Annotated in this window: 11 protein-coding genes; 5 read left to right on the forward strand and 6 right to left on the reverse strand. The window is 64.4% G+C overall.

Annotated elements, in window-relative coordinates; all coding sequences use genetic code 11:
• Positions 1 to 390 precede the first annotated feature (390 nt).
• From H6935_05045 to H6935_05060, 4 genes are all read left to right on the forward strand, one after another.
• Positions 391 to 732 carry a c-type cytochrome gene (locus H6935_05045; GenBank protein ID MCP5277714.1) on the forward strand — a complete coding sequence of 114 codons (342 nt, stop codon included), beginning with the start codon at positions 391 to 393 and terminating at the stop codon, positions 730 to 732.
• Positions 729 to 2,009 carry an FAD-dependent oxidoreductase gene (locus H6935_05050; protein ID MCP5277715.1) on the forward strand — a complete coding sequence of 427 codons (1,281 nt, stop codon included), beginning with the start codon at positions 729 to 731 and terminating at the stop codon, positions 2,007 to 2,009. Before H6935_05045 ends, H6935_05050 begins: the two co-directional genes overlap by 4 nt.
• A 103-nt stretch (positions 2,010 to 2,112) precedes the next feature.
• The gene (locus H6935_05055) at positions 2,113 to 3,087 is read left to right on the forward strand and encodes a hypothetical protein (protein ID MCP5277716.1); all 975 of its coding nucleotides are present in this window, start codon (positions 2,113 to 2,115) and stop codon (positions 3,085 to 3,087) included.
• A gap of 115 nt (positions 3,088 to 3,202) precedes the next feature.
• Positions 3,203 to 4,336, forward strand: a complete 1,134-nt coding sequence (locus tag H6935_05060) for a hypothetical protein (protein ID MCP5277717.1) — start codon at positions 3,203 to 3,205, stop codon at positions 4,334 to 4,336.
• A gap of 58 nt (positions 4,337 to 4,394) precedes the next feature.
• Here the strand turns inward: H6935_05060 and clpB are convergent, their stop codons facing one another.
• A complete protein-coding gene (gene clpB, locus H6935_05065; GenBank protein MCP5277718.1) occupies positions 4,395 to 6,989 on the reverse strand; it encodes an ATP-dependent chaperone ClpB in 2,595 nt (864 codons plus the stop codon).
• Positions 6,990 to 7,184: 195 nt separating this feature from the next.
• Here clpB and H6935_05070 point away from each other — a divergent pair, with 195 nt between their 5' ends.
• On the forward strand, positions 7,185 to 8,042 hold the full coding sequence (locus H6935_05070) for a carboxylating nicotinate-nucleotide diphosphorylase (protein MCP5277719.1): 858 nt from the start codon (positions 7,185 to 7,187) through the stop codon (positions 8,040 to 8,042).
• Positions 8,043 to 8,046: 4 nt separating this feature from the next.
• Here H6935_05070 and H6935_05075 read toward each other — a convergent pair whose 3' ends face one another.
• The 5 genes from H6935_05075 to rfbA all read right to left on the reverse strand — a co-directional run bounded on the left by H6935_05075 (position 8,047) and on the right by rfbA (position 12,156).
• Positions 8,047 to 8,265 carry a hypothetical protein gene (locus tag H6935_05075; GenBank protein ID MCP5277720.1) on the reverse strand — a complete coding sequence of 73 codons (219 nt, stop codon included), beginning with the start codon at positions 8,263 to 8,265 and terminating at the stop codon, positions 8,047 to 8,049.
• Between the two features lies 1 nt (position 8,266).
• Positions 8,267 to 9,682, reverse strand: coding sequence for a mannose-1-phosphate guanylyltransferase/mannose-6-phosphate isomerase (locus tag H6935_05080; GenBank protein ID MCP5277721.1), 1,416 nt, complete (start codon positions 9,680 to 9,682; stop codon positions 8,267 to 8,269).
• Positions 9,683 to 9,712: 30 nt separating this feature from the next.
• Positions 9,713 to 10,636 (reverse strand): dTDP-4-dehydrorhamnose reductase, encoded by a 924-nt coding sequence (gene rfbD / locus H6935_05085; protein ID MCP5277722.1) that lies wholly within the window; start codon positions 10,634 to 10,636, stop codon positions 9,713 to 9,715.
• Positions 10,633 to 11,199: a dTDP-4-dehydrorhamnose 3,5-epimerase gene (gene rfbC / locus H6935_05090; GenBank protein ID MCP5277723.1), complete on the reverse strand. Its 567-nt coding sequence runs from the start codon at positions 11,197 to 11,199 to the stop codon at positions 10,633 to 10,635. The genes rfbD and rfbC overlap by 4 nt, the downstream gene beginning before the upstream one ends.
• A gap of 78 nt (positions 11,200 to 11,277) precedes the next feature.
• The gene (gene rfbA, locus H6935_05095) at positions 11,278 to 12,156 is read right to left on the reverse strand and encodes a glucose-1-phosphate thymidylyltransferase RfbA (GenBank protein MCP5277724.1); all 879 of its coding nucleotides are present in this window, start codon (positions 12,154 to 12,156) and stop codon (positions 11,278 to 11,280) included.
• Between the last annotated feature and the right edge of the window lies 1 nt (position 12,157).

The following is a 12,157-nucleotide window of genomic DNA, read 5'->3' on the forward strand; positions in this document are numbered from 1 at the left end:
GCAGTTTTGCTGGTGCAACACCCCCCATAGGGCATCGAATATTTGAATAAGCTAATTTAGTACGTTCTGATATAAAGATGCCTACATCCTGTGTAATTCGGTTTGAGCCGCCGAATAACAATAACCAAGGATGGATGGAGACCAAAATGAACTGCAACAAAAAAAATACTGCAGTTGTCAACGCGTCCTCGCCCATGGGGATCGTCTTTTCGTTCGTCACGTCCCAGCACCTGCACTGCTTTTATCTAAGCGGTTGATCCCAGCCTGACCTCCCTGCCTCAGCGAGCGCCTTGCAAGCACTCGCCGGCGTCCCTTGTTGCCCTTTTATCCGCGTCATCACATGGAGGAGACACCATGTTCTCTAAGCACGCCCTTGCCTTTGCCGCCCTCATGGCCGGCACTCTCCCCGTCCACGCCACCGAGCAAACCTGCCTGATCGCCGGGTGGGAAAGCCCGAAGAGCGTCTGCGATGCCCATCACCGCACGCTGGCATCCACCTGCTTCAACTGCCACGGCCCCAATGGCGTGAGCAACGCCGCCATTCCCGCCCTGGCCGGCCAGGACAAGTCCTATCTCGTCACGGCCATGAAGGAGTTCCGTGACGGCAAGCGCGAGGCCACCGTCATGAAGAAATACGCCATGGGCTACACCGATGACGAATACGAGGCCATCGCAGCCCTGTTCGCCACGATGAAGGTCAACCTGGCGCAAACCGAAGGAGAGCGGAAATGAGCCTGCATCGTCGTGATTTCCTCAAGGTAGCCGGCCTCGGCATGGCCTCCGGCATGACTGGCATGCTCCTGTCCGGAAGCGTCCTGGCCAAGCCCCGCCAGGCCCGCGCCAAAGTCGTCGTGGTAGGCGCTGGGTATGGTGGCGCCACCTGCGCCAAGTACCTGCGCGTGTGGGATCCCTCCATCGATGTCACCCTCATCGACCCCAGTCCCATGATGGTGTCCTGCCCCATGTCCAACTGGGTGCTGGGGGGGCTACGGGACATGGGTGACCTGAACAAGTCCTATGACGGCCTGAAGCAGCACGGCATGCGCCTGGTGCAGGACAGCGTCGTGGGCGTGGACGCGCAGAAGCGCACCGTGAAAACCCAGCGCGGCGATACCTACGCCTACGATCGTCTGGTGCTGGCCCCCGGCGTGGAATTCATGACCGGCACGGTGGAAGGCTATGCCGAGGCTGCCAAGGCCCAGAAAGTGACCCATGCCTTCAAGGCCGGCGAGGAAACCCTGCTGTTGAAGAAGCAGCTGGAAGCCATGCCCGATGGCGGCGTATTCCTCATCGCCAGCCCGCCGCCCCCCGGCCGGTGCGTCTCCGGGCCCTACGAGCGTGCCTGCATGGTGGCCCACTACTTCAAGCAGCATAAGCCCAAGTCCAAGATCATCATGCTGGACGGCCACATGAACGTGGTTTCCAAGGGGCCCATGTTCAAGAAGGCCTTCAAGAAGTTCTACCCGGGCATGATCGAGCACCGCCCCAACAATCTGGTCAATCACATCGACCCCAGCACCATGACGGTGAGCAGCGACTGGGATTCCGTCAAGGCGGACGTCATCAACGTGGTGCCCATGCAGCGGGCCGGCAAGTTGTGCGAGATCGCCGGCGTGCGCACGGACAGCGCCAAGCGCTGGTGCCCCGTGGACTTCGCCACCTACGAATCCAGGTCGGTGCCCCTCATCCACGTCATCGGTGACTCGGTGCTGTCCAACATGCCCAAATCGGCCCACGTTTCCAACAACCAGGGCAAGATCACCGCGGCGGCCATCATCGAATTGCTGAACGGTCGCCAACCGGACCCGCTGCCCGTCATCGGCAGCACCAGTTACTCCGCCACCTCTGACCACACCGCCGGGCCCATCGCCGTGGTCATGCGCTACAACCCAGAGCAGGACGTGTACGTGCGCCAGCCCGGAGGCGGCGCGGACGCGGACAGCGATGAACTGAATTTCCAGTACAACCTGGCCTGGTTCGAGAACATCTGGGCCGACACCCTGGGCTGAAACACTGGGGCCGGGATGGCCGGCCCCGGCCCCTCGCTGTTCGCTTTACAACTACTAGGAGACAACAAGGATCCGCAAGAATCTGAAGGAGCAGTACAGCCCCATGTACCACCCGGCCGCCCTGGGCTCGGGTGGCCTGGCGATTTCCTTTTTTCTATACCTCAACTTCCTGCTGCCCCTCGAGACAGGCACCATCTCGTTCGACCTGCTGTGGCCCATCGTCACCGGCGAGCCGAGCCTGAAGTCCCTTTGGGTCACGGCCTGCCTGGCCATCACCCTGGCGCTGCTGGCCACCCACTTCGCCCTGATGGTCTGGAACACGCGGGAGTTCGGCCTCTTCAAGCAGACCGAGTCCTATGCAACGCTGCGCAGTTCCAGCGGCGAAATCAGCCTGATGGTAGTCCCCCTGACCATGGCCATGACCGTCAACGCCTGCTTCGTCGGCGGCTCCCTGCTGGTCCCCGACCTGTGGGAATACATCGAGTACCTGTTTCCTTTCGCCATCCTGGCCTTCCTGGCCATCGGCACCTACGTCGCCCTGCTCATGCTGGTGATGCTGATGATCGGCTTCTCCTCCATGCTCACCCACGGCATCCGTCCCGAGGCCGCCCCCAGCCTGTGGCTGATGATCCCCATCACCACCCTGCTGGGCATCACCTTCATGCGCATCTCCCACGGCCTGCACAAGAGCTTCAATCTCCACACCAGCCCTACCCTGAACCTGGCGGTGATGATGTCATCCACCGCCTTCGCCGAAGCCCAACTCAAAGCGGAGCAACTCAAAAGCCTCTTACCCGGCAATTCCGTGAGCGGTTTCGCTGACGCGCTGGGCAAGAACTACACGGCTTATAACTCCGCTGACGGCGTACTCATCCAGCTGCTGGGAGGCAAGATGAAACGCAAGGGCAACTGGAAGATCACCGAGAGCGCCCAGTTCTGCACCCAGTTTCCCACTGAAAAGGCTAAGTGCACGGTCATCTTTCAACGGGACAATGGCAAATACCAGCGCGTGAAGGACGACGGCATGGCCACCAACACCATGAAGAAGTTCCACAAGGGAAACGTTTTCAAGCTTTGAGCTTCTCGCGCACCAAGGTGTGAACTGCATCAACCCACTCTCCTGGCGAGGGTGGGTATGATGGGTTACCACATGACGGGGGGTGCCCACCATGCTTGCTCGACGATCCATTCTTTTGTCGTTGTTTTTCTGGATCCTGGCCTTGCCCATGGCCCAGGCCCAGCAGCACCGGGCCGTCCACCTGGGCCATCCCCAAACCCGCTTCGCCGAACCCTTGAAGATCGAGGCGGACCTGCGCCGGGTCTTCCTGCAGGAGGCCTTGCAGGCGGACATCGCCACCATCGCCCGGGCCAGTGGCTTCCTGGGGGACATGGAGGATTTCCGCAGGGCCGTGAGGGACGCCCCGCTCACCGTGATCGAGATTCCCGTGGGCACCCGTCTGCCCGCCATGTCCACCCGCAAGAAAGGCAAGCCCGTACTGCTTTTCGATGTGCTCTGGGCCGGCAAGGCACCCATCCAGGCCTACGAGTTCCATTTCAATTCCCTGGGCCGCCGCTACCGGGTGGTGGTGCCCAAGCCATGCAGCAACTTCTGGGTGGAGGAGCAGCCCTTGCCCACTCTGGGCGTGGCATGCCAGTCGCCGGAAGAGGTCGTGCTTGGCCGTCCCTTCCAGGTCTGCAACACGGTAGCAAACACTGGCACGGGCCTTGAGCCCGCCGCCGTGCTGAGCCTGGCCTTCCCCCAGGAGACGGTCTTCATGACTGCCTCGGAGGGCGCCAATCCCAAGATGGAACGGGTGAACTGGGTGCTGGCCAACGTGGCGCCCGGCGCAGCCCAGGAACTCTGCGCCACCTTCACACCCCGTCAGCGGGGCCTCTACACCTTCACTTCCAGCCTGGAAGGCGAACTCACGCCGCCCCTGGAGCGCAAGTGCGAAACCCACGTGCACGGCATTCCCGCCGTGCTGCTGGAGGTCATCGACCTGAAAGACCCTGTCCTGGTGGGCGGTGAAGTGACTTACGAAATCCGTGTGCTCAACCAGGGCACCGAACCCCTCACCCGCATCCAGCTCAATGGCACGCTGGAAAACAGCCAACGTTACCTTTCCGGCGGCGGCACCACGGAAATCCTGGGGGCGGAGACCTTGTTCAACCCCCGCATCCTGGAAAGCCTGGAGCCTGGCCAGGAAGCCCGCTGGCGCGTGACCGTCAGGGCCGAGAAGGCCGCTGACGTACGCTTCAAGGTGGAACTGCGGGCCGACCAGTTCGAGCGTCCGGTGGTGGAAACCGAGGCCACCCTGCAGTACTGATCTGCCCTGCCAATCAAAAACGCCCGCGCAGTGCGGGCGTTTTTGTTATTGCGGCGGTTTAAACGGACTCCGCCTCGATCACCTGCTCGAAGACGATCCGCCCATCTTCCACATCCACGCGGATGATGTCCTTGGGCGCGAAGCGGCCGGAAAGGATTTCCTTGGCCAGCGGGTTCTCGATGCGCTGCTGGATGGCGCGCTTCAAGGGCCGGGCGCCGAACACCGGGTCGAAGCCTTCCTTGGCCAGTTCCAGCAGGGCGGCGTCGGACACTTCCAGCTTCATCTCCATCTGGGCGACCCGCTTCTCAAGATAGTGGAGCTGGATGCGGGCGATGTTGGCGATGTGTTCCTCGCTCAGGCTGTGGAACACCACCACCTCGTCGATGCGGTTGATGAACTCGGGGCGGAAGTAGGTCTTCACCTCCCCCATCACGGCCAGCTTGATGACCTGGTAGTCGTCCCCGGCCATGCCCTGGATCATCTGGCTGCCCAGGTTGCTGGTCATGACGATGACCGTGTTCTTGAAGTCCACGGTGCGGCCCTGGCCGTCGGTCATGCGGCCGTCGTCCAGCACTTGCAGCAGCACGTTGAACACGTCCGGGTGGGCTTTCTCCACCTCGTCCAGCAGGATCACCGAGTAGGGCTTGCGGCGCACGGCTTCCGTCAGGTAGCCGCCCTCCTCGTAGCCCACGTAGCCGGGAGGCGCGCCGATGAGGCGGGCCACGGAGTGCTTCTCCATGAACTCGCTCATGTCCACGCGGATGAGGTGGTCCTGGCTGTCGAACAGGAACTCGGCCAGGGCCTTGCATAGCTCGGTCTTGCCCACGCCGGTGGGGCCCAGGAAGAGGAAGCTGCCGTAGGGCCGGTTGGGGTCGGACAGGCCGGCCCTGGAGCGGCGGATGGCGTCGGACACCAGGCGCACGGCCTCGTCCTGGCCCACCACGCGCTGGTGGATGCGCTCCTCCATGGCCAGCAGCTTGTCCCGCTCGCCCTGGACCAGTTTGGACACGGGGATGCCCGTGGCGCGGCTCACCACCTCGGCGATCTCCTCGGCGCCTACCTGGGTACGCAACAGCTTGAATTCGGTCTTGCCCTCCCCCGCCTCGGCCTGCTTCAGGCGGGCTTCCAGAGCCGGCAGCTTGCCGTACTGGATCTCGGCCACCTTGTCGAACTGGCCCTTGCGCTGCAGGTCGGCCATCTGGGCGCGCAGGTGGTCGATCTCCTCCTTCACGTGGGCGCTGCCCTGGACCGTGGCCTTCTCCGCCTTCCACACTTCCTCCAGGTCGGCGTATTCCTTCTCCAGCTTGCGGATCTCGTCCTCGATGAGGGACAGGCGCTTGCGGCTGGCCTCGTCCTTCTCCCGCTTCACCGCCTCCCGCTCGATCTTGAGCTGGATGAGGCGCCGGTCCAGCTTGTCCATCACCTCGGGCTTGGAATCGATCTCCATCTTGATGCGGCTGGCGGCCTCGTCGATGAGGTCGATGGCCTTGTCCGGCAGGAAGCGGTCGGTGATGTAGCGGTGGGACAGCTCGGCGGCGGCGACGATGGCCGGGTCGGTGATGTCCACGCCGTGGTGCAGCTCGTACTTCTCCTGCAGGCCCCGCAGGATGGCGATGGTGGCCTCCACGCTGGGCTCGTCCACCAGCACCTTCTGGAAGCGGCGCTCCAGGGCGGCGTCCTTCTCGATGTACTTGCGGTATTCGTCCAGGGTGGTGGCGCCGATGCAGTGCAACTCGCCCCGGGCCAGGGCGGGCTTCAGCATGTTGCCGGCGTCGATGGCGCCTTCCGCCTTGCCCGCCCCCACCATGGTGTGCAGCTCGTCGATGAACAGGATGATGCGGCCTTCGTCCTGGCTGACTTCCTTCAGCACGGCCTTCAGGCGCTCCTCGAACTCGCCCCGGTACTTGGCGCCCGCCAGCAGGCCCGCCATGTCCAGCACCAGCACGCGCTTGCCCTTCAGGGTCTCCGGCACCTCGCCGTTGACGATGCGCTGGGCCAGACCCTCGACGATGGCGGTCTTGCCCACGCCGGGTTCGCCGATGAGCACCGGGTTGTTCTTGGTGCGCCGTTGCAGCACCTGGATGGCCCGGCGGATCTCGTCGTCCCGGCCGATGACCGGGTCCAGCTTGCCCTGGCGGGCCCGGTCGGTGAGGTCCAGGGTGTACTTGGCCAGGGCCTGACGCTGGCCTTCGGATTCCTGGGTGTCCACGCCCTCGCCGCCGCGCACCTCGCTGATGGCCGCCTCCAGGGCCTTGCGGTTGCCGCCGTTCTCCTTCAGCAGGCGGCCCGCCTCGCCCTTGTCGTCCACTGCCGCCAGCAGGAACAACTCGCTGGCGATGTACTGGTCGCCCCGCTTGCTGGCCTCCTTGTCCGTCAGGTTAAACAGGTTGATAAGCTCCTTGGAGGGCTGGATCTCGCCTCCGGCGCCTTCCACCTTGGGCAAGCGGTTCATGGCGGCCTGCAACGCGGCCACCAGGGACGGCAGGCGCACCCCCGCCTTCTGCAGGATGGGCCGGGCGGAACCGCCTTCCTGGTTGATGAGGGCGGCCAGCATGTGCACCGGCTCGATGTAGGGGTTGTCGTTGCCCAGGGCCAGGCTCTGGGCGTCCTGGATTGCGCTCTGGAACGGCGTGGTCAGTTTGTCGAAACGCATGGCTTGCTCCCAATTCGGATGATTGACTCCCAAATGGGGAGATCGGGCGCAATTTCAACCCAGGTTGTCCAATAGACGGTAGGAGGCCCGCTCGCGGGCCGAACCCACGTTTCGCGCCGCAAGCGGTGCTACCGGGACCGCGAGGATGCCCAATGGACAATCCGGGCTCAACCGCCAACGTCATGGGCAATTACAATGCCCTGCATGAACCCGCCTCCTGACTCCGTCATCCAAGCCAACGTCCGCGCCGCCCTGGAAGAGGACGTGGGAGGACCTGGCACCCCGGGTGACCTCACCGCTCAGCTCATCCCTGCCGGCACCCAGGCCCGGGCCCGGGTCATCACCCGGGAGGACGCCGTGTTGTGCGGCACCGCCTGGTTCGAGGCCTGCTTTCACATGGTGGACGCCAGCACCCGCATCACCTGGCAGACCGCCGACGGCGACCGGATCAAAGCCGGCCAGGCCCTGTGCGAAATCGAAGGCCCGGCCAGGGCCCTGCTCACCGCCGAGCGCCCCGCCCTCAACTTCCTGCAGACCCTGTCCGGCGTGGCCACGGAAACCCGCCGCCACGTGGACGCCATCGCCGGCACCCGGGCGAAGATCTACGACACCCGCAAGACCCTGCCGGGCCTGCGCCTGGCCCTGAAATATGCCGTGAAGTGCGGCGGCGGCGAGAACCAGCGCATCGGCCTGTACGACGGCATTCTCATCAAGGAAAACCACATCGCCTCCGCCGGCGGCATCCGCCCCGCCCTGGAGGCCGCTTACAAGCTGGCCGGAGATGGCATGTCGATACAGATCGAGGTGGAAACCCTGGACCAGTTGGAAGAGGCCCTTTCAGCCGGGGTGAAGCTGATCCTGCTGGACAACTTCACGCCCGAGCGCATGCGCCAGGCCGTGGCCCTCTCCGCCGGCCGGGCCCAGATGGAGGCCTCCGGCGGCATTGGCTTCGAAAACCTGCGGGAGATCGCCGAAACCGGCGTGGACCGCATCTCCATCGGCAGCCTCACCAAGCACGTGAGGGCGGTGGATCTCTCGATGCGGTTTTTGTAGCGGGCTACCCGCCCCGGTCCTTCCCGTCCACCCCGTTCACGCCACGACCGTCTTCGTCCTGAGCCGGCACTTCCGGATTCTCCTCCTGCCCCAGGTCCTTCAGCCTTTCCCGCCAACGCTTGTCCTGTTCCACCCTCGGCTTGTAAAGCGGCGTGCGCACGTTCTTGGCCACCGGGTTCCGGGGCCGGCGGGGCGGGCCTGAACCGCGTTTGCCAATACCCATCTCAGTCCCGCTTGTAGATGTCCTCGAAGCGGACGATGTCGTCCTCCCCCAGATAGCTGCCGGACTGGACCTCGATGAGGTGCAGGGGCAGCTTGCCCGGGTTGTCCAGACGATGGGTGGAACCCAGGGGAATGTAGGTGGACTGGTTCTCCGACAGGACCATGACCTTGTCGTCGCAGGTGACCCGGGCGGTGCCCGAAACCACGATCCAGTGCTCGGCCCGGTGGTGATGCATCTGCAGGGAGAGCTTCTCGCCGGGCTTGACCATGATGCGCTTCACCTGGAAGCGGTCACCGGCGTCGATGCCCTCGTACCAGCCCCAGGGGCGGTAGACCCGGGTGTGGAACTCGTGCTCGCTGCGGCCGTTGGCCTTCAGGTGCTCCACTACCTTCTTCACGTCCTGGGAACGGTCCCGGTGGGCCACCAGCACGGCATCCGGGGTTTCGACGATGACCAGGTCGTCCACGCCGATGGCAGCCACCATGCGGGATTCGGCCCGTACCAGGCTGTTCTTCACGCCGTCCAGGTAGACGTCGCCCCGGCTCACGTTGCCGGCGGCGTCTTTGCCCCCCACGTCCCACAGGGCGGACCAGGCGCCGATGTCGTTCCAGCCGATGTCGGCGGGCACCACGGCGGCCCGGTCGGTGCGTTCCATGACGGCGTAGTCGATGGAGTCCGACGGGCAGCCTTCGAATTCGGCCTTGCCCAGGCGGCAGAAGTCCAGGTCATGGGCGCCGGCCTCCAGGGCCGACTCGCAGGCAACGAGAACATCGGGACGATGCCTGGCCAGCTCGTCCAGGAAGTGGGCACAGCGGAACAGGAACATGCCGCTGTTCCAGTAATAGTCGCCGCTGGCCAGGAATGCCTCTGCCTTGTCGCGGGAAGGTTTTTCCACGAAGCGGGCCACCCGCCTGGCTGTACAGGTGCCCAAGGGTTCGCCCTGCTGGATGTAGCCGTAACCGGTTTCCGGGGAATCGGGGACGATGCCGAAGGTGACCAGATAGCCCGCATCCACGGCCTTCATTCCCTCGGCGATGGTTGCATGGAAAGAAGCCACGTCCCGGATGAGGTGGTCCGCGGGCAGCAGCAGCATGACCGCGTCCGGGTCCCGCTTCATCAGGTGCATGGCGGCGACGGCGGCCGCGGGCGCGGTGTTGCGCCCCACGGGTTCCAGGAAGATGCCCAGGGCATTCACGCCGATCTCCCGCAATTGCTCGGCGATGAGGAAGCGGTGATCGTTGTTGCACACCACCAGGGGCGCGCCCATGTCCGGCACCCCCGCCAGACGCAGCACGGTTTCCTGCACCATGGTGTTGTCGCCGGCCAGGGGAAGGAGCTGCTTGGGCAGGGCCGCGCGGGACATGGGCCACAGGCGGGTACCGGAACCGCCGGATAGGATGACGGGGTAGAGGCTCATGAAGGTCTCTCTCTTGGTTGAGATAAGCTGCTAATCGGCCTTGTCCAGGCAAAGCTTGAGGGCCTGGTGCCAAGCCGGCAGGCGAATGCCGAACACCCGCTCCAGCTTGCCGTTGTCCAGACGGGAATTCAAAGGCCGGGGCGCGGGCATGGGGTAGTCGCAGCTGGGAATGGAAACCAGGCGGGGCGGGGTCTCCAGGCCTTCCAGGTCCAGTATGGCCTGGGCGAAGCCGTGCCATGATGTGTACCCGCCGGTCTCGCCGTCGTTGGTCATGTTGTACACGCCCCAGGGTTCGGGCTTGTCCGCGCCCCCCAGGGGGGACGCCAACTGGGCCAGCACCTGGGCCGTGGCCTCCGCCAGGCTGCGGCACCAGGTGGGGGCGCCGATCTGGTCATCCACGATCTTCAACTCCGGCCTTTCCCGCATCAGGCGCCGCATGGTGAGAAGGAAATTGGCGCCCCGGGCACCATAGACCCAGGAGGTGCGGAAGATGAGATGGCGGCATCCGCTGGCGGCAATGGCCTGCTCGCCGGCCAGCTTGGTGGCGCCATAGACGTTGATGGGGCCTGGCGCATCGCCTTCCTGCCAGGGCCTCTCGCCGCTGCCGTCGAATACGTAGTCCGTGGAGTAATGCACCAGCAGGGCACCGGATTTCGCGGCTTCCTCCGCCAGGATGCCGGGGGCCTCCGCATTCACCCTGCGGGCCAGCTCCGGCTCGCTTTCCGCCTTGTCCACGGCGGTGTAGGCAGCGGGATTGACGATGGCCCGGGGCCGCACCTCCGCCACCACGCGGCGAATGGCATCCGGGTCCGCCAGGTCCATGGACTTCTGGTCCATGGCAACGACCTGCCCCAGGCTGGACAGGGTTCGGCACAACTCCCAGCCCACCTGGCCCTGGGCGCCGGTGAGGAGAATGCGGGGATGGGGGATGGGGAATGGGGAATGGGAGCTCATGGGTAAACCTCGGCGTCCTTCAGCAGGGGCTGGTCCTGGTCCTTGGCCGAAAGTGTTGGCAACCCCGGGGGCATGCCCTCCAGGGGCCACTGGATACCTATGTCCGGGTCGTCCCAGCGCACGCCCCGATCCCACTGGGGCGCGTAATAGGCCGTGGTCTTGTAGAGAAAGTCCGCGGTGTCTGAGAGAACGAGGAAACCATGGCCGAAGCCCGGGGGAATCCACAGCATGCGGTGGTTCTCGGCGCTGAGTTCAAACCCAGCCCACTTGCCGAAATTTGGCGAAGAGCGGCGCAGGTCCACGGCCACGTCGAACACCCCGCCGCTCACCACCCGCACCAGTTTTCCCTGGGGGCCGTTGAGCTGGTAGTGCAGCCCCCGAAGGACGCCCCTGGCGGAGCGGGAGTGGTTGTCCTGCACGAAATCCACGTCCAGGCCCACGTCCTTGCCTATCTCCGCGAAGGTCTTCCTGTTCCAGCTTTCCAGGAAGAAGCCCCGTGCGTCGCCGAAGACCTTGGGTTCGATAAGCAGCACGCCTGGGAGGGTGGTCTCGATAATCTTCATGATTGGTAGTAGATAGTGGGTAGTAGGGAGAGGGGAGTGGGTGTTCCTACTTCCCACTCCCGATTTCCGACTCCCAAATCAGAACACTTTCTCGTCCAGCATGGCCAGCAGGTACTGGCCGTAGCCATTCTTCTTCAGGGGCTCGGCGAGCCGTCTGACCTGTTCCACGCTGATATAACCCTGGCGGTAGGCGATCTCCTCCGGGCAGGCGATCTTCAGGCCCTGGCGTTTCTCGATGGTCTCGATGAACAACCCGGCTTCAAGCAGTGATTCGTGGGTGCCCGTATCCAGCCAGGCATGACCCCGGCCCATGATGGAGACATCGAGCTCGCCCCACTCCAGGTATTGCCGGTTCACGTCGGTGATCTCCAGTTCGCCCCGGGGGGATGGCTTGAGGTTGCGGGCGATGTCCACCACGCGGGCGTCGTAGAAGTACAGGCCCGTGACCGCGTAATGGGACTTGGGTTGCATGGGCTTCTCTTCCAGGCTGACGGCCCGGCCCTGGGCGTCGAACTCCACCACGCCGTAGCGCTCCGGGTCATGGACCCGATAGGCGAACACCGTGGCACCCTGGTTCCGGGCACTGGCCGTTTGCAGGTCCTGGGCCATCTCGTGTCCGTAGAAGATGTTGTCCCCCAGCACCAGCGCGCTGGGATGGTCGCCGACAAAATCCGCGCCGATGACGAAGGCCTGGGCCAGGCCGTCCGGGCTGGGCTGCACGGCATATTGCAGATTGATGCCCCACTGGCTGCCGTCCCCCAGGAGTTGCTCGAAACGGGGCGTGTCCTGGGGGGTGGAGATGATGAGGATGTCCCGGATACCCGCCAGCATCAGCGTGGTGAGGGGGTGGTAGATCATGGGCTTGTCGTAGATGGGCAGCAGCTGCTTGGACACCGCCAGGGTGGCCGGATACAGGCGGGTGCCGCTGCCACCGGCCAGGATGATTCCCTTTCGCATC

It is taken from the genome of Thiobacillus sp., assembly GCA_024235835.1.
Taxonomy (GTDB): domain Bacteria; phylum Pseudomonadota; class Gammaproteobacteria; order Burkholderiales; family Thiobacillaceae; genus PFJX01.